The 19336-nt window shown below is 72.0% G+C and carries 17 protein-coding genes; 8 read left to right on the top strand and 9 right to left on the bottom strand.

Annotated features, from left to right (window positions below; translation table 11 throughout):
* Positions 1 to 2: 2 nt before the first annotated feature.
* From nagB to O3S82_RS08290, 7 genes are all read right to left on the bottom strand, one after another.
* Complete coding sequence (gene nagB / locus O3S82_RS08260) at positions 3 to 761, bottom strand: glucosamine-6-phosphate deaminase (protein ID WP_269306921.1); 759 nt, start codon at positions 759 to 761, stop codon at positions 3 to 5.
* Positions 761 to 1681 carry an ROK family protein gene (locus O3S82_RS08265; RefSeq protein ID WP_269306923.1) on the bottom strand — a complete coding sequence of 307 codons (921 nt, stop codon included), beginning with the start codon at positions 1679 to 1681 and terminating at the stop codon, positions 761 to 763. Before O3S82_RS08265 ends, nagB begins: the two co-directional genes overlap by 1 nt.
* Positions 1678 to 3123 (bottom strand): glycoside hydrolase family 3 N-terminal domain-containing protein, encoded by a 1446-nt coding sequence (locus O3S82_RS08270; protein WP_269306925.1) that lies wholly within the window; start codon positions 3121 to 3123, stop codon positions 1678 to 1680. Before O3S82_RS08270 ends, O3S82_RS08265 begins: the two co-directional genes overlap by 4 nt.
* Positions 3120 to 3947 carry a carbohydrate ABC transporter permease gene (locus tag O3S82_RS08275; protein ID WP_179424455.1) on the bottom strand — a complete coding sequence of 276 codons (828 nt, stop codon included), beginning with the start codon at positions 3945 to 3947 and terminating at the stop codon, positions 3120 to 3122. The genes O3S82_RS08270 and O3S82_RS08275 overlap by 4 nt, the downstream gene beginning before the upstream one ends.
* On the bottom strand, positions 3944 to 4843 hold the full coding sequence (locus O3S82_RS08280) for a carbohydrate ABC transporter permease (protein WP_218845754.1): 900 nt from the start codon (positions 4841 to 4843) through the stop codon (positions 3944 to 3946). The genes O3S82_RS08275 and O3S82_RS08280 overlap by 4 nt, the downstream gene beginning before the upstream one ends.
* A 92-nt stretch (positions 4844 to 4935) precedes the next feature.
* Complete coding sequence (locus O3S82_RS08285) at positions 4936 to 6186, bottom strand: extracellular solute-binding protein (RefSeq protein WP_179424454.1); 1251 nt, start codon at positions 6184 to 6186, stop codon at positions 4936 to 4938.
* Between the two features lie 49 nt (positions 6187 to 6235).
* On the bottom strand, positions 6236 to 7336 hold the full coding sequence (locus O3S82_RS08290; protein ID WP_269306928.1) for an ROK family transcriptional regulator: 1101 nt from the start codon (positions 7334 to 7336) through the stop codon (positions 6236 to 6238).
* A gap of 153 nt (positions 7337 to 7489) precedes the next feature.
* Here O3S82_RS08290 and O3S82_RS08295 point away from each other — a divergent pair, with 153 nt between their 5' ends.
* The 3 genes from O3S82_RS08295 to dusB are packed head-to-tail and all read left to right on the top strand — an operon-like array spanning position 7490 to position 10520.
* Positions 7490 to 8875, top strand: coding sequence for a glycine--tRNA ligase (locus O3S82_RS08295; protein ID WP_269306930.1), 1386 nt, complete (start codon positions 7490 to 7492; stop codon positions 8873 to 8875).
* A gap of 2 nt (positions 8876 to 8877) precedes the next feature.
* Complete coding sequence (locus O3S82_RS08300) at positions 8878 to 9396, top strand: hypothetical protein (RefSeq protein WP_269306932.1); 519 nt, start codon at positions 8878 to 8880, stop codon at positions 9394 to 9396.
* Entirely contained in the window at positions 9384 to 10520 is a 1137-nt protein-coding gene (gene dusB / locus O3S82_RS08305) for a tRNA dihydrouridine synthase DusB (RefSeq protein WP_269306934.1), read from the top strand. The genes O3S82_RS08300 and dusB overlap by 13 nt, the downstream gene beginning before the upstream one ends.
* Here dusB and O3S82_RS08310 read toward each other — a convergent pair.
* Entirely contained in the window at positions 10507 to 11817 is a 1311-nt protein-coding gene (locus O3S82_RS08310) for a PH domain-containing protein (RefSeq protein ID WP_269306936.1), read from the bottom strand. The genes dusB and O3S82_RS08310 overlap by 14 nt on opposite strands.
* Complete coding sequence (locus O3S82_RS08315) at positions 11801 to 12307, bottom strand: PH domain-containing protein (protein ID WP_179424448.1); 507 nt, start codon at positions 12305 to 12307, stop codon at positions 11801 to 11803. The genes O3S82_RS08310 and O3S82_RS08315 overlap by 17 nt, the downstream gene beginning before the upstream one ends.
* Positions 12308 to 12354: 47 nt before the next feature.
* On the opposite strand from O3S82_RS08315, the gene nagA reads away from it, so the two are divergent.
* The 5 genes from nagA to O3S82_RS08340 all read left to right on the top strand — a co-directional run bounded on the left by nagA (position 12355) and on the right by O3S82_RS08340 (position 19335).
* Positions 12355 to 13503, top strand: a complete 1149-nt coding sequence (nagA, locus tag O3S82_RS08320; protein WP_269306939.1) for an N-acetylglucosamine-6-phosphate deacetylase — start codon at positions 12355 to 12357, stop codon at positions 13501 to 13503.
* 86 nt (positions 13504 to 13589) lie between these two features.
* Positions 13590 to 13790, top strand: coding sequence for a hypothetical protein (locus O3S82_RS08325; protein WP_179424446.1), 201 nt, complete (start codon positions 13590 to 13592; stop codon positions 13788 to 13790).
* 55 nt (positions 13791 to 13845) lie between these two features.
* Positions 13846 to 17400, top strand: coding sequence for a chromosome segregation protein SMC (smc, locus tag O3S82_RS08330; RefSeq protein WP_269306942.1), 3555 nt, complete (start codon positions 13846 to 13848; stop codon positions 17398 to 17400).
* Positions 17397 to 17822 (top strand): acyl-CoA thioesterase, encoded by a 426-nt coding sequence (locus O3S82_RS08335; protein WP_269306945.1) that lies wholly within the window; start codon positions 17397 to 17399, stop codon positions 17820 to 17822. Before smc ends, O3S82_RS08335 begins: the two co-directional genes overlap by 4 nt.
* A gap of 82 nt (positions 17823 to 17904) precedes the next feature.
* Complete coding sequence (locus tag O3S82_RS08340) at positions 17905 to 19335, top strand: cytochrome ubiquinol oxidase subunit I (RefSeq protein ID WP_269306947.1); 1431 nt, start codon at positions 17905 to 17907, stop codon at positions 19333 to 19335.
* Position 19336: the final 1 nt, after the last annotated feature.

Here is a 19336-nt window from a genome sequence, read left to right on the forward strand (position 1 = left end):
GGTCACCACGGCTGCCAGTCCGGCTTGTGGGCGACCGTGAAGCGGTAGTAGTCGAGGAGCCGCAGCTCAGACGCCGCGTCGGGGTCGACGACGAACGTCACGTGCGGGTGCAGCTGGAGCACCGAGGCGGGGCAGAACGCGCTCACGGGGCCCTCCACCGCGGCCGCGACGGCTGCTGCCTTGGTCGCTCCGGTCGCCACGAGGACGACGTGGCGCGCGTCGAGGATCGTGCCGAGGCCCTGCGTCAGCACGTGGACTGGCACCTCGTCGACCGAGTCGAAGAAGCGCGCGTTGTCCTGCCGGGTCTGCGGCGTGAGTGTCTTGGTGCGGGTGCGCGACGCGAGCGACGAGCCGGGCTCGTTGAAGCCTATGTGGCCGTCCGTGCCGATGCCGAGCAGCTGGACGTCGATGCCGCCGGCGGCCGCGATGGCGGCCTCGTACCGTGCCGCCTCGGCGGGGACGTCCTTGGCCTCGCCGTCGGGTCCGTCGACCTCGATCCCCGCGCGGTCGGTGAAGTCGCGGCGGATCACCGAGTGGTAGCTCTGCGGGTGCGACCGCGGCAGGCCGAGGTACTCGTCCAGGGTGAACGCACGCACGCCGTCGAACGACAGGGTGCCCGCGTCGCGCCGGCGCAGCAGCTCCTCGTAGACCGGCAGCGGCGACGAGCCCGTGGCCAGCCCCAGCACCGCGCCGGGGTGCACGTGCCCGGAGATCGCGTCCGCCGCGACCTCGCCCGGGCTGGACGTGATGACGACCTCCATCAGACCCGCACCCCCTCGGCGACGAGGAGGGCGGCGCCGCGGGTGCCGACGGCGACGTCCTCGGGCAGCCAGCGCACGCGGTCGGCGACCGGGACGGCGCGGCCGACCACCGTGTGGTCGTCGTGGTCGAGTCGGGCGGTCACGGCCCGGCGCAGCGCGGGGTTGCGCGAGACGACCCCACCCGTGACGAGGATCAGGGCGACGTCAGGCGCGTAGGCCAGCAGCGTGATCGCGTGCGCGATGCCGGCGGTGAGGTCGGCGGCCGTGCGGACGGCGACGGGGTCGCCCGCCGCCGCGGCGTCGAGGAGCTGGCGGGCGGTGCCACTCCACGTGCGCCGCATCCCGCTGCCGGAGGCGTAGAGCTCGAGACAGCCCGTCTGGCCGCACGGGCAGGTCGGACCGCTGCGGTCGAAGACCAGGTGGCCGATCTCGCCGGCCATCCCGGTGGCACCGGCGCGCAGCCGGCCGTCGAGGACGAGTCCCGCGGCCAGGCCCGTGCCGATGTTCAGCAAGGCGTAGTCGTCGACGCCGGGATCGTGCCGCGCCACCCAGCCGCCAGCGCCGAGCGCGGCGGTGTTGACGTCGTTCTCGACCCCCACCGGGCCGGACGTGAGCGAGCGCAGGGTCGGGAGCAGGTCGAGCGGCTCGGCGCCGAGGCCGAGGTTCACGGCGTGCGAGACGGCGCCCCGGCTGACGAACCCCGGGATGCCGACGCCGATGCCGGCCACCTCGGCGTCGGGTCCGACCTCGGCAGCGAGGGAGTGCACGGCGGCGGCGATCCCGGCGCGGATGCCCGACGCGCCGGGCTCGGTGCGGTGACGCACCTCGGCCAGGGCGGGCCCGGTGGGGTCGCCGGGGGAGACCGCCACGGCCTTGACGGACGTGCCGCCGATGTCGAGGCCCACAAGGATCGGGGTCACGAGACCTCACCCCTCAGCGCCCGCGACAGGGCGGCCAGCAGGGCGGCGGACGAGCCCATCGTGCACACGACGTCGGGGCGGCCGGCCAGTCGCGGGTCGGGCCACGCCAGCTCGACGAGACGGGCCTGGGGGTTCGCCTCGAGCTGCTGCGCTACCCACGCCCAGACGTCGGGATGAGCCGTGGCGCGACGGGTGACCACGAGGACCTCGCCGCCGAAGGGCCCGACACCGTCGAGGTCGCGCGCGGTCAGGTCGACCACCTCGGCGTCCACGTCGAGGCGGCCCCAGTCGGTCCAGCCGACCGCCGGGTTGGTGCCGGTGTCGATGCGCACCACGGTGGCGCGGCCGTGCAGGGGAGCCACGCCGAGCCGCGACACGACCTCGGACGCGACCTTCTCGGCGGCCACGCGACCGGCCTCGACGGCGCCCGCCTCGACGGGACGCCGCTCCGACCACGTGGCGCGCAGCCGCTCGACCCGGGCGGCCGCGTCGCGGAGTCGCCCGCGGTCCAGCGTTCCGGACTCGACGGCGGCGACGACCGCGTCGACGGCCTCCGCGAGCGCACGGGGCTCCGCGGACGCCTCCGGTCCGAGGCACAGCAGGTCGGCACCGGCCGCCAAGGACGCGACCGCGGCGCCACCGAGTCCCAGCGTGCCGCTCGCGCCCGCCATGTCGAGGGCATCGCTGACGATCACGCCGTCGTAGCCGAGCTCCTCGCGCAGCAGTCCGGTGAGGACAGCCGGGCTCAGCGTGGCGGGTCGGTCCGGGTCGAACGCGGCCAGCACGACGTGCGAGGTCATGATCGAGGCGGCACCCGCGGCGATCGCCGCGCGGAACGGCACCAGCTCACGCTCGTGCAGGACCTCGGCGGACGCGTCGACGCGGGGGAGCGTGAGGTGGGAGTCGGCGCTCGTGTCGCCGTGGCCGGGGAAGTGCTTCACGCTGGCCGCGACGCCCACCGAGGCGAGGCCCTCGACGAACGCGGCGACGTGGCGGGCCACGAGGCCCGGGTCGGCGCCGAAGCTGCGCGTCCCGATGACGGGGTTGGCCGGGTTGCTGTTCGCGTCGGCGCACGGCGCGAGGTCGAGCCACACGCCCGCCTCGCGGAGCTCCGCCCCGATGCCGGCGGCGATCGTGCGCGTGAGCTGGACGTCGTCCACGACGCCGAGCGCCGCGTTGCCCGGGTGGGGGCTGCCGTCGGCCATGTGCAGCCGCGTGACGTCGCCACCCTCCTCGTCGAGCGCCAGGACCCGCGTCGGATCGAGCGCCGCGACGGCGCGCGCGACCGGCCGGACGTCGCCGTCGGCCGGCAGGTTGTCCCCGTAGAGGCAGATCCCCGCCAGGCCGCCCTCGAACGCCGGACCGAGCCACGCGGGCACGTCGGGCCCGTGGAAGGCCGCCAGCATCACGCCGTGGGCGTCGGCGCGCACGGAGCCGCTCATCCCTTCACCGCCCCCGAGACGAGGCCGGACGTCATCCGGCCCTGCACGATCATGAAGAAGACGATCACCGGGACGGCGACCATCGTCGCGCCGGCCATGACGCCGGGCCAGTCGATGGCCTCGTTCGAGACGTCGGACAGCCCGCGCAGCCACAGCGGCAGCGTGCGGTTGGACGGATCCATCACGACCACCGCGAGGGTGAACTCGTTCCACGCCTGGAGGAAGCCGTACACGCTGGCGGCGACCAGGCCGGGAGCCAGCAGCGGGAAGGTGATCGTGAAGAACGCGCGGGTGCGGCTGCAGCCGTCCACCATCGCCGCCTCCTCGAGATCGATCGGGACGCCGTCGGCGAAGCCGCGCAGCATCCAGATCGTGAACGGCAGGATCATCGCGACGTAGAGCAGCCCGAGACCGCCGACGGTGTTGTAGAGCCCGGCGTCGCCGAGCATCTTGTACTGGCTGATGAACAGCGCCTCGGGCGGGATCATCTGGATCGCCAGCACGACGAGGATGAACTGGACGCGCCCGCGGAAGCGGAAGCGCGAGATCGCGACGGCGCCCAGGAACGCACACAGTCCGGCGCAGACGACGGCGAGCAGCGTGACCGTGATGCTGAGCTTGAACGAGTCGAGGAACGCGTCGTCGAAGACTCGGGCGAAGCCCGAGCCGGTGAGGTCGCGCGGGAACCACGCGGGCTCGGGGGAGCGCAGCCGGTCGGCCGGCTGGAACGCGCTGTTGAGGATCCAGTAGACGGGGAACACCCACACGACCGCGATCACGATCGCCAGGGCGCCCCACAGGCGTCGGCTCAGGGTGCGGCTCATCGGGACTCCCTCAGCAGGGCGCGGACGTAGCCGGCGGTCAGGACGAGCGTCAGCACCAGCACGAACATCGCCAGGGCGGACGCCATGCCGTAGTCGCTCTGGCCGATGCCGAGCGTGTAGATGTACGTGCCGAGCAGATGGGTCTTGCTCGGGGTGCCGCCGACGCCCTGCAGGTAGTAGATCTGGGCGAACACGCGCAGGTCCCACACGACCTGCAGCAGCAGCGTGATCGTCAGGACGGGGCGGATCGTCGGGTAGACGATGTGCCGGAAGCGCTGCCACGGGCTGGCGCCGTCGAGCTCGCCGGCCTCGAGGGCGTCCTCCGACACCTGGGTCAGTGCCGCGTAGACGGTGAACATCACGAACGGCACGCTCATCCACACGACGATCACGGTGGCGACGAAGTAGAACGACCACGGGTTGGTCAGCCAGTTGTGGCCGTCGAAGGACTCGAAGCCCAGCTTGACGAGTGTCCAGTTGATGACGCCGTACCGGGTGTCGAAGAGCCACTGCCACGAGGTCATCGCGGCGATCACCGGCATCGCCCACGCGAGCAGCATCGCGATCTGGAGCGTCAGCCGGGGGCCGCGGGACACGCGTCGCAGCAGCAGGGCGATCGCGATGCCGAGCAGCATCGTGACGGCCACGTTGACCGCGCAGAAGGCCAGCGACCGGCCGACCACCGCCCACATCTGGGCGTCGGTGAACAGGTCGACGTAGTTGTCCAGGCCCACGAAGGGCGCCGGCTGGCCGAACTGCTGGGCCCGGCCGTACTCCTGGAACGACATCACGACCTGGCGCACGAGCGGGTATCCCATGGCGATCGCGAGGATCACCAGCGACGGCACCAGCAGTGCGTACGGTCCGACCCGACGGGTCATCGTCTGTGTGCTCATCGTTCCCTCCCTCCCCTGCGCAGTGTGTTCGTGGCAGGCGGTGGGGCCCGGCCGATCGACCGGGCCCCACCGGCTCCTTCAGTGTCGAGGCGTCACTTGTTGAGCTCGGCCTCGAGCTTGGCGTCCGTGGCCTTCGCGACGGTGGCGACGTCCTCGCCGCTCGCGATGGCCCCGAAGAACTCCTCCATCACGCTCGACGTCTCGACCGCGGCCCAGTTGGGCGAGGTCGGCGTGAGCTTGGAGTTGCTGGCCGCCTCGACGGCCGCGGTGGCGAACTCGTCGTCGCCCATGAGGGACGTGAACTCGTCGTTCGCCGGGCCGAGGCCGTTCTTGGCGAGCAGCTGCTGGTAGTCGTCGCTGTAGATCAGCTTGAGCACGTCGAAGGCCAGGTCCTGGTTCTTCGACTTGGCCGACACGGCGATGTTCGAGCCGCCGGCGAAGACCGGGGCCGCGTCGCCGTCGACGCCCGGCAGCGCGAACGCGCCGAGGTCCTCGGCCTTGTCCTCGGCCACCGACCAGCGGGCCCAGCTGGGCGCCATGAACATCGCGGCCTCGCCGTTGTTGAACGGGGTCCAGGCCTCCTCGTCCTTGCCGTCCTTCGGCGCCGTCGTGGCGTCCTGGGCCAGCTGCTGCCACTGCTCGAGTCCCTTCACCGACTCGGCAGAGGACAGCTTGCCGACCCACTGGTCGCCCTCCTGGACGGCGATGTCGCCGCCGTGCGCGAAGACCCAGCTGATGCCGTTGCGCCAGTCTTGGCCGGGCAGCCAGAAGCCGCTGTACTTGTCGCCGCCCTCGGTCTTCAGCTTCGCGGCGGCGGTGCTGAAGTCGGCGAGCGTCTTCGGCGGCTCCAGTCCGGCGTCCTTGAGGGCCTTCTTGCTGTAGAAGACGTAGCGCGAGCCCCAGTAGTACGGCACGGCGTAGAGCTTGTCGTCCCACGTGCCGGCCTCGACGAACGACTCCGGACCCATCGAGCCGAGCTCGTCGGCCTTGTCGGTGAGGTCGGTGAACGCGCCGATGCTGGTGAACGAGGCGGCCTGGGTGTTGCCGATCTCCACGACGTCGGGCGACTTGTCGCTCGGCAGCGCGGTGTTGAGGCGGGTCAGCAGCTCGCCCCAGTCGATGCGCTCGATCTTGAGGGTCTTGCCGTCGTGCTCGGCGGCGAACTCCTTCTCGAGCCAGTCGGACGCCTCCTTCGGGGTGTCCTCCTTGCCGGCGAGCCAGAGCGTGATGGTGTCGGACCCGGAGTCGGACGACCCCTCGTCGTCGCCGCTCCCGCACGCGGCGAGCGCGCTGAGGGCGAGTCCGGCCACGGCCGCGCTCGCCGCGAACTTGCGGAGCTTCATGATGTGCCTCCCATGAATGGTGGTGGTGGAGTGTTCGGCGCGGCGCACCTCACACGACTCCCAGCTCGCGATGGCGCACCAGCGCCGCCGCCCCGGTCAGGACGAGCTCGTCGTGGGCGACCAGGCGGATCCTGATGCGCTGGGCGACGAAGGGGAGACTCTGGCGCGCGACGGCCGCGCGTGCTGCCTCCAGCACGGGTCCGTCGAGCAGGTCGGTCGGTCCGTGCAGGACGACGTCGGCGATGCCGAGGGTCGTCACGATCGGCGTCAGGACCGAGCCGAGGAGGTCGCCGACGTGGCTGCGGGCGGCGTCTGAGCCGGCGGCGCGCAGCGCGGGCGCGCTGAGCAGCGTCTCGAGGCAGCCGCGGTTGCCGCAGGCGCAGGCGGCGCCGTCGGGATCGACGACGATGTGGCCGATCTCGCCGGCCGAGCGCAGCGGACCGGCCACCGGGTGGCCGTCGACGAGGATCCCGCCGCCGACGCCCTGGCCGATCGTGACCATCAGCAGGCCGGCGTCGTCGCCGTCGCCGAAGGCGCCCTCGGCGACCGCGGCGATGTTGGCGTCGTTGCCGACACACACGGGCAGTCCGTGGCGCTCGGCCAGCGTGGCGGCGAGGGGGACGTCGTCCCAGGCCAGGTTCGGGGCCTGCAGCACGACGCCGGCCTCGTCGTCGATGATGCCCGGGGTGCCGACGCCGATGCCGAGCACGCGACGTGGAGCGCGCTCGACGAGGCGGGCGACGAGTCGGGAGACGTCGTCGACGGCGTCGGCACCGCGGGAGAAGGGGGCCTGCTCGCGCAGGAGGACCCGGCCGTGGAGGTCGACGACGGCGCCGTCGAAGCCGGAGTCGTCGGAGAGGTCGACGGCCACGATGACGGGCGCGCTCTCCGAGATCGCCACGAGGGTGGCGGGCTTGCCCAGGTGCGTGCCGGGGCGGGCGCCGATGTCGTCGACGAGCGACTCGGCGAGCATCTCGGCGACGAGGTCGGAGACGGTCACGCGGGTGAGACCGGTCTCGCGCGCCAGGTCGGCCCGTGTGGTGGGGCCCTGGTCCACGAGGTGCTGCAGCAGCAGGGTGCGGTGGTGCCGGCGGGTGTCGGCCGGACGCACCTTGCCCACGGCTCGGCGGTTCACTGTGGTCGTCGTCACGCAGTTAGTGCACCAAACTAACTAAGTCTCGTCAAGGGGTTCGAGCAGACTCGTTCGCGGTCGGGGGTATCGTGGATCGCTGACCTCGGGCGCGCGTTGTCACGACGACGCGCAGTGGCCCGCCGACATCCAGCCGGACAGGATTTCCTTCCCATGGCATCAGTCATCGACACCGTCATCAGCCTGTGCAAGCGCCGCGGCTTCGTCTACCAGTGCGGCGAGATCTACGGCGGCACCCGCTCCGCGTGGGACTACGGGCCCCTGGGCGTCGAGCTCAAGGAGAACGTGAAGCGCCAGTGGTGGCGCTCCATGGTGCAGAGCCGCGACGACGTCGTCGGCCTCGACTCCTCGGTGATCCTGCCGACCCCCGTCTGGGAGGCCTCCGGCCACCTCGCCGCCTTCGTCGACCCGCTGGTCGAGTGCCTGCAGTGCCACAAGCGCTACCGCCAGGACCACCTCCAGGAGGCGTACGCCGAGAAGCACGGCCTCGACGATCCCGACGCGGTCGAGATGTCCACCCTCGTGTGCGCGAACTGCGGCACCCGCGGCGAGTGGACCGAGCCGCGCATGTTCAACGGCCTCCTCAAGACGTTCCTCGGCCCGGTGGAGTCCGAGGAGGGCCTGCACTACCTGCGCCCCGAGACCGCGCAGGGCATCTTCGTGAACTTCTCGCAGGTCATGACCTCCTCGCGCAAGAAGCCGCCGTTCGGCATCGGCCAGATCGGCAAGAGCTTCCGCAACGAGATCACGCCGGGCAACTTCATCTTCCGCACGCGCGAGTTCGAGCAGATGGAGATGGAGTTCTTCGTCAAGCCCGGCGAGGACGAGGAGTGGCACCAGTACTGGATCGACACGCGCCTGAAGTGGTACACCGACCTCGGCGTGAACCCCGACAACCTGCGCCTCTACGAGCACCCGGCCGAGAAGCTCTCGCACTACTCCAAGCGCACGGTCGACATCGAGTACCGCTTCGGCTTTGCCGGCTCGGAGTTCGGTGAGCTCGAGGGCGTCGCGAACCGCACCGACTTCGACCTGTCGACCCACGCCCAGCACTCGGGCCAGGACCTGTCGTACTTCGACCAGGCCAACAACGAGCGCTGGACGCCCTACGTCATCGAGCCCGCGGCCGGCGTCAACCGCTCGCTGATGGCGTTCCTCGTCGACGCGTACACCGAGGACGAGGCCCCGAACGCCAAGGGCGGCGTCGACAAGCGCACCGTGCTGCGCCTCGACCCGCGCCTGTCGCCGGTCAAGGCCGCGGTGCTGCCGCTGTCGCGCAACGAGGCCCTGTCGCCGAAGGCGCGCGACCTCGCGGCCGAGCTGCGCCAGAACTGGAACGTCGACTTCGACGACGCGCAGGCCATCGGCAAGCGCTACCGCCGCCAGGACGAGATCGGCACGCCGTACTGCATCACGGTCGACTTCGACACGCTCGAGGACGACGCCGTGACGATCCGCGAGCGCGACTCCATGTCGCAGGAGCGCATCGGCCTGGACCAGGTCAGCGGGTACCTCGCGTCGCGCCTCGTCGGTTGCTGAGCATGCGGGCGCTCGCCGCCGCGGCCCTGCTGCTCGCGCTCTCAGCTTGCTCGGGCGGTGAGGACCCGGCGCCGCAGGAGGCCCCGGCCCCCACCGAGACGGCTCTGGGGAAGTCGCTCGCGGTCGACTACCCGCCGGACGGCGCCGAGGACGCCACCGCGCTCACCCTCGGCGTCGCCGGCGTGACCAAGGCGCCCGCCCGCGACCTCGCCCTGTTCGCCGTGCCCGACGGCATGCAGGCGTACTACGTTCGAGTCGTGATGGGCAATCGCGGCCCCGCCGACGCGGCGTTCCCCGAGGGCGCGCCGTGGTGGGTGCGCGCCGCGGGCGACGTGCTCGTCCCGGCCACGCCCGCCCCGTCCGGCCTCTCCACGTGCAAGGCGCCGAGACTGGGCGCCACGCTGGCCGCCGGCCGGACGGTGCGCGGCTGCCTGCTGTACTTCGTGCCCGAGGGCACGGCGGTGGAGTCGGTCGACTTCCAGCCCGGCGACGTGACGACGGCGGTGCGATGGCTGTCCTGACGCGGGGCCTCGACCTCGGGCGCGTCCACGTCGACGTGCCGGTCGTGCTCGCCCCCATGGCCGGCGTCACCAACGTCGCGTTCCGACGTCTGTGCGCCGAGCAGGGCGCCGGTCTGTACGTGTGCGAGATGATCACCAGTCGCGGGCTCGTCGAGGGCGACCGGGTCAGCCTGTCGATGCTGACGTTCGCCGAGGGCGAGCAGGTGCGGTCGGTGCAGCTCTACGGCATCGATCCCGACACCGTCGGCCGCGCCGTGGAGATCCTGTGCGCCGACCACGGCGTCGACCACGTCGACCTCAACTTCGGCTGCCCCGTGCCCAAGGTGACCCGCAAGGGCGGCGGATCCGCGCTGCCGTGGAAGGCCACGCTGCTCGGCCAGATCCTGACGAAGGCCGTGAAGGCGGCGGAGCCCTACGGCGTGCCCGTCACGATGAAGACCCGCAAGGGCATCGACGACGACCACCTGACGTACCTCGACGCCGGCCGCATCGCGCAGGACACCGGCGCCGCCGCGATCGCGCTGCATGGCCGCACCGCCGCCCAGCACTACAGCGGCCGCGCCGACTGGAGCGCGATCGGCGAGCTCAAGGCCGCCGTCGACATCCCGGTGCTGGGCAACGGCGACATCTGGGAGGCCTCCGACGCCCTCGCGATGGTCGAGCAGACCGGCTGCGACGGCGTCGTCGTCGGCCGCGGCTGCCTCGGTCGTCCGTGGCTCTTCCGCGACCTGGCCGCGGCGTTCGACGGCCGCACCGTCGCGACGCTGCCGAACCTCGGCGAGGTCATGGACGTCATGCGACGCCACGCCCAGCTGCTGGGGGAGTGGCTCGGCGAGGAGCGCGGCAGCATCGAGTTCCGCAAGCACGTCGCGTGGTACCTCAAGGGCTTCCCGGCGGGCTCCAGCGTGCGCGACCGTCTCGGCCACGTGAGCTCCTACCGCGCCCTCGACGAGCTGCTGTCCGAGCTCGACCCGACGGTGCCGTTCCCCGTCGCCGAGCTCGGCGTGCCGCGCGGCCGTCAGGGCTCGCCGCGCAAGGTCGTGCTGCCCGAGGGCTGGCTGGACTCGCGCGAGATGTCCGGCGCCATGGACGCCGGCGCCGAGAGCGACATCAGCGGCGGCTGAGCCTCCGCGCCGCTCGCGCGCGCTCGACCTCGTCGAACGTGATGGCGCGGGCGACGTCCTCGTCGAGGTGGTGTGCCTGGGCCGAGACGGGCCCGTCGGGCGTGTGCACCTTGACGGTCGCCACCTTGAAGCGCCGCTGGACCGGGCCCTGGGAGAACTCCACGGACTGGACCTTGTGGTGCGGGACCACCGAGCGGTGTCGCGTGATCCACCCGGTGGCGGTCGTGACGGTGTGGTCGGTGGCGGCCAGCCAGCGGTAGCGCCAGCCGATCGGCGCGAAGATCCGCGAGCGACTGGTCGGCCGGACCCGGGGCCCGGTGCCGCGGTCGGGATCGGGCACGAGCTCGTCGACGATCCGGCGGGCGAGGTCGCGGTCGGCGATCGGCAGCAGGGTCGTCGAGGAGACACCGCCGCTCTCGTCGCTGGCCGCGCCGTAGCCCGCCACGTCCACGTCGAGGCGGCACCACGTGTACCGGCGCCACACGATCGGCTCGACCACGCCGATGCCCTGCACGCGGTCGAACGGGATGGTCTGCGAGCTGCGGCTGAGCAGGCCGCGCTCGATCCGCAGACCGCGCGGATGGCGCGAGAGCGTGAAGTCCCACTGGGCGATGATCCGATTCGTGATCATCTGCCCGATGCCCCACAGCGTGGGGACGAGGATGGCCAGCAGCGCCCACCCCGTCTCGGTGAAGACCGCGAAGACGATCGAGGCGATCGCCGCGAGGACCGTGCCGACGAAGTCCAGCGACAGCAGCGTGCCGAGGATGATCCGGTCCGGGGGCACGACGTGCAGCACCTGGCGGTGCTCCTGGGGCACGGGCTCACCGTCCTCCGCGTGCTCCTCGGGGGCGCCGTGGGCGCGCTCGAGCAGGAGCCGGCGCAGCCGTCGCGACTCGGCGAGCGTCAGGAAGCGCAGTCGCGTGCGCGAGTCCGAGCCGCCGGCCATCTCGATCGTCAGCTCCGACAGTCCCACGAGGCGTGCCACGAGCGGCTCGTTGATGTCGACGGACTGGAGTCGCTCGAACGGGATGCGGCGCGACGACTTGAACAGGACGCCGCGCTCGACGCGGATCTCCTCGTCGTCGATGACGTAGCGGGTGAACAGCCAGCTGACCCAGCCGGCCGCAGCCCCCAGCAGGAATCCCGCGGGCAGGCTCGCGAGCGCCCACCAGTTCGGGTCCTGGAAGTCGAAGGCCTGCCACGACAGCGCCACCGCGACGCCCGCGCCCCAGATGAGCCCTTGGAGCAGGGCGGTCAGGGGGTGGGTGCGGTGCGCCTCAGACGCCGGCGCCATGGCCCTCACCGAGGTCGGTCAGCCGGTCGCGCAGGCGCTTGGCCTCGTCGAGCGGGACGCCGGGGATCTCCGCGGCGGTGGAGGTCGAGGCGGTGTGCAGCGTGACGGTGCCGAAGCCGAACGCGCGGGCCACCGGACCGGACTGCACGTCGACGAACTGCATGCGGCCGTAGGGCACGACGACGAGACGCCGGAACATGATGCCGCCGCGGACCACGAAGTCGTCCTCGGCCTCGGCGTAGCCCCAGCTGCGGCGGTTCCGCGGCGCCCACCACCAGATCCAGGCGATCAGGCCGAGCCCGAGTGCGGCGGGCAGCCACAGGACGGGGGCCCAGCCGCCCATCGAGTCGCGGAGCGGGAGCCACGCGCCCACCGAGACGAGCACGAGCACGAGACCGCAGGCCGTGCCGATGAGTCCGCGCGCCGTGGCGAGCTGGGGCGAGACCGGGGTCCACTGGCCCTCGGGACTGGTGAACAGGTCCTGACGCATGCGCTCCACCCTAGGGTGGGCCGTCCGAGCGTGTACGGTCCCGTCTCGTGGGACACCTCATCAGCGCCGCGGCGGTCGTCGACGTCGACGTGGACCTCGAGCCCGGCTGGGTCGAGGTCGAGGACGGCCTGATCACGGCGTCCGGCACGGGCGCCCCGCCGCGTGACCCCGACGAGCACCACGATGGCATCCTGGCCCCGGGCCTGATCGACGCGCAGATCAATGGCGCCTACGGGGCGGACTTCGCGGTCGCCACCGATGAGGAGTGGGAGCGAATCGTCGACGAGCTCGCGGCCACGGGCGTCACGGCGATCGCCCCGACGTTCATCACGGCCCCGGTCGAGGACCTCGCGGAGCAGCTGCGCGGGTATCGCCGCCAGCGCGCACGCCTGGCCGGCCGTCCCGGTGCGACCCGGCTGCTCGGCGCCCACGTCGAGGGGCCGTTCATCGCCGCCGCGTGCAAGGGAGCGCACGACGAGTCCTTCCTCGTCGATCCCACCGCCGAGCGCATCGACGCGCTGCTGGCGGCCGGGGGAGCGGACCTCGGCTACGTCACCCTCGCGCCGGAGCGTGTGGGAGCGATCGAGGCGATCCAGCGGCTCGTCGCGGCGGGAGTCCGCGTCAGCATCGGGCACAGCGACGCCGACGACGTCACCGCCACCCGCGCGGTCGACGCCGGCGCCACCCTCGTGACCCACCTCTACAACGCCCAGCGCGGCCTGCGGCACCGCGACGGTGGGGTCGTCGGCGTGGCGCTGACCGACCCACGACTGACGCCCGGACTGATCGCCGACCTGCACCACGTCGACCCGATCGCCCTGCAGGTCGCGTTCGCCAGCGCGGGCGACCGGATCATGCTCGTCACGGACGACCTCTCCACCTTCGGCATGCCACCCGGCCGGTACGAGCTCGGCGGCGCGCCCGTCGTGATCGACGAGGGGCAGCCCGCGCGTCGCGACGACGGCACGATCGCCGGGGCCGCCGTGCGCCTGGACACCTGCATCGCGAACGTCGTCCGGCACGCCGGGGTCGACGTCGCCACGGCGATCCGCGCCGCCAGCACGGTGCCCGCCCATGCCCTCGGAGCGCCCGAGCTGGGCACCCTCGCGCCCGGGACGCCCGCCGACCTCGTGGTCCTGGACCCCCTCGAGCTCCGGGTCACCGCCGCGTGGGTGGACGGACGACGGTCCGGTTGACCGAAGGGCCGCTCCGGTGGGACACTGGTAGACGCGCAGCGCCCGCGCTGCCCGTCGAATCCCACCTCTCCTGAACAAGGATGAACATGGCCAAAGCGCTGTACGGCTACGTCGGTGGCCCGTCCCCTGAGCACGCTCACGAGGTCGCGGTCCTGCGCCGCCGGATCAGCGACCTCGAGAACGAGGTGCTGCGGATGAAGGCCGAGAACGACGGCCTCCTCGCCCGGCTCGCCGAGACCGTCCACGACGGTGACCTCGCCGAGCTGCTCGAGTCCGCTGCTCGCTGACCCCCAGCGGCGTTTCCCCTGCGGTGGCCGCCATCGCAGGCACTAGGCTGGCCGCGTGTATCTGAAGACCCTCACGCTGCGGGGATTCAAGTCCTTCGCCTCGTCGACGACGCTGGCGCTCGAGCCGGGCATCACCGCAGTGGTCGGCCCCAACGGCTCCGGCAAGTCCAATGTCGTCGACGCCCTCTCGTGGGTCATGGGCGAGCAGGGCGCCAAGACGCTGCGTGGCGGCAAGATGGAGGACGTCATCTTCGCCGGCACCGCCGGCCGCGCGCCCCTGGGCCGCGCCGAGGTCGTCCTCACGATCGACAACTCCGACGGCGCGCTGCCGATCGAGTACGCCGAGGTCACGATCAGCCGCACGATGTTCCGCAGCGGCGGGTCCGAGTACGCGATCAACGGCAACACGTGCCGCCTGCTCGACGTCCAGGAGCTGCTGAGCGACTCCGGCATCGGCCGCGAGATGCACGTGATCGTCGGTCAGGGCCAGCTCGACTCGGTGCTGCGGGCCACGCCCGAAGAGCGCCGCGGCTTCGTCGAGGAGGCCGCGGGCGTCCTCAAGCACCGCAAGCGCAAGGAGAAGGCGCTCCGCAAGCTCGACGCCACGCAGGACAACCTCACGCGCCTCAACGACGTGCTCACCGAGCTGCGCCGCCAGCTCAAGCCACTCGGCCGCCAGGCCGAGGTCGCGCGTCGCGCCGCTGGCATCCAGGCCACCGTGCGCGACGCCCGGGCCCGCCTGCTGGCCGACGACATCGTCGCGGCTCGCACCACGATCGAGACCGAGCTCGCCGACGAGAACGCGCTGCGCGCCCGTCGCGAGGAGGTCGAGAAAGCGCTCGCCGACGCCCGCACCGTCGAGGCCGAGCTCGAGCAGGCGCTCGCCGCCGACGCCCCGCTGCTCACCCGTGCGCAGGAGACCGTCTACGCCCTCGGCAGCCTGCGTGAGCGGTTCCACGGCACCGCGAACGTCGCCCGCGACCGCATCCGCCTGGCTGCCGACGACTCCTCGGACCGGGTCGACGGCCGCGATCCCGAGGAGCTCGAGGCCGACGCCCGTCGCGCCCAGGAGCGGCTCGTCGAGCTGGAGGCCGACGTCGCCACGTCCGCCGAGGCGCTGCGAGCCACGATCGCCGGTCGCGGCGAGGCCGAGGAGGCGTACTCCACCGAGGAGCGCCGCATCGCCGGCCTGCTGCGCGCCGCCGCCGACCGTCGCGAGGGCCTCGCCCGGCTGCACGGCCAGGTCAACGGGCTCAAGAGCCGTGCCGCTGCCGCCGACGAGGAGATCGGGCGCCTCACCGCCGCCCAGGCCGAGGCCCGCCAGCGCGCCGACGAGTCGCAGCGCGAGTTCAGCGCCCTCGAGAGCACGATCGCCGGGCTGAGCGCCGGCGAGTCCGGGCTCGACGAGGAGCTCGAGGCGGCCGAGGAGACGCTGTCGGTGGCCGAGGCCGCCGTCGCCGAGCTCACCACGAAGCGCGACGAGCTCGAGCGCCGCGTGGCCACCGCCACGGCGCGCAAGGAGGCCCTCGAGCTGGGCCTCAACCGCAAGGACGGCTCGGGCGCCCTGCTGGCCGCGTCCGACCGCCTCAACGGCCTGCTGGGCTCCGTCGCGGCGCTCATCACGGTGCGCGGCGGTCACGAGGCCGCCGTCGGCGCCGCCCTCGGCTCGGCCTCCGAGGCCGTCGCCGTCGACCGGGTCGACTCCGCGATCGACGCCCTGCACCTGCTGCGTGAGGAGGACCTCGGCCGTGCCGGCCTGCTGCTGGGCTCGGGCGACGTCTCCACCGACGACTGGCCCGCGCTGCCCGACGGCGCGGTCTACGCCGAGTCGCTCGTCGAGGCGCCGGCCGAGCTGCGCGGCTCGCTGCGCCGGCTGCTGCACAAGGTCGCGGTCGTCGACGGCCTCGCCGCCGCGAAGCAGCTCGTCGCCTCACTGCCCGACGTCACTGCCGTCACCGCCGACGGCGACCGCGTCGGCGCCCACTTCGCTGAGGGCGGGTCCAGCTCGGCGCCCAGCCTGATCGAGGTCACCGCCGCGATCGACGAGGCCACCGAGACGATCGAGCGCACCGGTCGCGAGCTGGAGACCCTGCGCTTCGAGTCCGAGAAGGCCAAGACCGCGGCGGAGGCCGCGCAGGACCGGGTGGACGCCGCGCTGGCGCGCCTGCACGAGTCCGACGCCTCGATGTCCGCCGTCGCCGAGAAGCTGGCCCAGCTGGGCACCACCAGCCGGTCGGCCGCCGCCGAGGCCGAGCGCCTCCAGGCCTCGATCGTGGCCGCCGAGGAGGCCCGCGACCGCGACGTCGCCGGCCTCTCCGAGCTCGAGGAGCGACTGACCGCGGCCGAGGAGGCCCCGGACGTCGAGCCCGACACCACCGAGATGGAGCGCCTCGCCGAGGCCGCCTCGGGCGCCCGCCGCGCCGAGACCGACGCGCGCCTGGCGCTGCGCACCGCCGAGGAGCGCGCGAAGGCGCTGGGTGCCCAGGTCCAGTCCCTGCTCGAGGCCGCCGAGGCCGAGCGCGAGGCCCGCGAGCGCGCCCGACTGCGCGCCGAGCGTCGCCGCCGCGAGGCCGAGACCGCCACGGCGGTGCTGCGTGCCGCCGAGACCACGCTGCAGCGCCTCGAGGAGTCGTACGCCGAGGCCACGCGCACCCGCGTCGAGATCGAGCACTCCCGCGCCGACCGCGACCAGCGCCTCAAGGAGGCCCGCTCCACGGTCCGCGGACTGTCGTCCGACCTCGAGGGCCTCACCGACTCCGTGCACAAGGACGAGATGGCGCGCGCCCAGCTGCGACTGCGCCTCGAGAGCCTGCAGGAGCGTGCGCTCGAGGAGCTCGGCATCGAGCCCGACACCCTGGTCGCCGAGTACGGCCCCGACCAGATGGTGCTGCCGATCGGCGTCGAGGGACAGGCCGACGAGTCCGGCCAGATCGAGCCCATCCCGTTCGACCGCGCCGAGCAGTCCAAGCGCCTCAAGACCGCCGAGCGCGAGCTCGCGATGCTCGGCAAGGTCAACCCGCTCGCGCTGGAGGAGTTCTCCGCGCTCGAGGAGCGCCACCAGTTCCTCTCCGAGCAGCTCGACGACCTGAGGAAGACGCGCGAGGACCTGCTGGAGATCGTCGAGGAGGTCGACGCGAAGGTCGAGCAGGTCTTCACCGAGGCCTGGACCGACGTCGAACGCGAGTTCAACGACGTGTTCTCGCGGCTGTTCCCCGGCGGCGAGGGACGCCTCGTCCTCACCGACCCGTCCGACATGCTCTCCACGGGCATCGACGTGGAAGCGCGCCCGCCCGGCAAGAAGGTCAAGCGACTGTCGCTGCTATCAGGAGGCGAGCGCTCGCTCGTGGCCGTGGCGTTCCTGGTGTCGCTGTTCAAGGCGCGGCCCAGCCCGTTCTACATCCTCGACGAGGTCGAGGCCGCGCTCGACGACACCAACCTCGGGCGCCTGCTCGAGATCTACGAGGAGCTGCGCGCGAACTCGCAGCTCATCGTCATCACCCACCAGAAGCGCACGATGGAGGTCTGCGACGCCCTCTACGGCGTCACGATGCGCGGCGACGGCGTGTCGGCCGTCATCAGCCAGCGCCTGCGCGAGGAGGAGTCCGCATGAGCCGCCCCGGCACCTACACGATCACCACGCGGTGGGAGGACGAGGACGTCTACGGCCACGTCAACAACGTGAAGTACTACTCGTACTTCGACACCGCCGTGAACGGCTACCTCATCCGCGAGACCGGCGTCGACATCCGCCGGCTGCCGGCCTACGGGATCGTGGCGGAGACGTCGTGCCAGTTCAAGCGCGAGCTGCGGTTCCCGCTCGACGTCGAGGCCCGTCTGGCGGTCACGAAGCTGGGCACCTCGAGCGTGGTCTACGAGATCGGTCTGTACCAGGGCGAGGATCCCAAGCCCGCCGCGATCGGCCGCTTCGTGCACGTCTACGTGACGGGGGAGGACCGCACGGTCACCCCGCTTCCCGACGAGATCCGGGCGGTGCTCGAGCCGCTTGTGACAACTCTCACAAGCGCTGTCTGAGCCGGAGTTCCTGACCCTCCGGACTCCTAGCATCACGGGCAGGCAGGTCACAACGGAGTGACCTGACGTCGGAAGGACCCGTGTGGATACAGCACTCGACCTCGCCCGGTGGCAGTTCGGCATCACGACCGTCTACCACTTCCTGTTCGTCCCGATGACGATCAGCCTGGCGTTCCTCGTGGCGATCATGCAGACCGTGTGGTGGCGAACGGGGAACGAGCAGTGGCTCCGCCTGACCCGACTGTTCGGGAAGCTCTTCCTCATCAACTTCGCGATGGGCATCGTCACCGGCATCGTGCAGGAGTTCCAGTTCGGCATGAACTGGAGCAGCTACAGCCGCTTCGTCGGTGACATCTTCGGCGCCCCGCTGGCCATCGAGGGTCTGCTCGCGTTCTTCCTCGAGTCGACGTTCCTCGGTCTGTGGATCTTCGGCTGGGACCGGCTCAAGCCCGGACTGCACCTCATGACGATCTGGATCGCCGCGATCGGGACGGCGCTCTCGGCCTACTTCATCCTCGCCGCGAACTCGTTCATGCAGAACCCGGTCGGCTACACGATGAACGCCGAGCGCGGACGGGCCGAGCTGACCGACTTCATGGCGGTGCTGACCAACAAGGTCGCGCTGATCACCGTGCCCCACACCCTGTTCGCCGCGTTCATGGTCGGCGGCGGCTTCGTGGCCGCCGTCGCGATGTGGCACCTGATCCGCCGTCCCGAGCGGGACGCCGACGCGTTCCGCGGAGCCGCGCGGCTCGGCGCCGTCACCCTCCTGATCGCCGGCATCGGCGTCGTCATCACCGGCGACATCCAGGGCAAGGTCATGACCGAGGTCCAGCCGATGAAGATGGCCGCCGCCGAGGCGCTCTACGAGGACGCCGACGAGTGCGCGCCGTTCTCGGTGTTCACGATCGGCACGCTCGACGGCTCGAAGCCGCTGTGGAGCCTCGAGGTGCCGTGCCTGCTGTCGCAGCTGGCCACCGGCAGCTTCGACGGCGAGGTGCGCGGGATCAACTCCCTCAACGCCGAGTATGCCGAGACCTACGCCGACTCCGGCCTCACCGACTTCTCGCCGAACATCCCGGTCACGTACTGGAGCTTCCGCCTCATGATGGGCCTGGGCTTCGCCGCGATGGCCGCGAGCGCCTGGATCCTGTGGACCCTGCGCAAGGGCCGGCTGCCCCGGCAGGGTGCCCGCTCCACCCGCTGGCTGCTGGCGACCGCGATCGTGCTGCCCCTGCTGCCGCTGTTCGCCAACTCGTTCGGCTGGATCTTCACCGAGATGGGCCGCCAGCCCTGGGTCGTGTTCGGCCTGATGCCCACCGAGGCCGGCGTCTCGCCGTCGGTGTCCGCCGCGCAGGTCTGGACCTCGATGATCGGCTTCACGCTGCTGTACGGCGCACTGGCCGTGGTGGAGGTCAAGCTGCTGCTGCGCTACATCGGCAAGGGCTTGCCCGACGCGAACCCGCCCCGGCACGACGACGACTCCGACCGCCCGCTGGCGTTCGCGTACTGAG

The sequence above is a fragment of the Aeromicrobium sp. HA genome (assembly GCF_027171405.1).
Taxonomy (GTDB): domain Bacteria; phylum Actinomycetota; class Actinomycetes; order Propionibacteriales; family Nocardioidaceae; genus Aeromicrobium; species Aeromicrobium tamlense.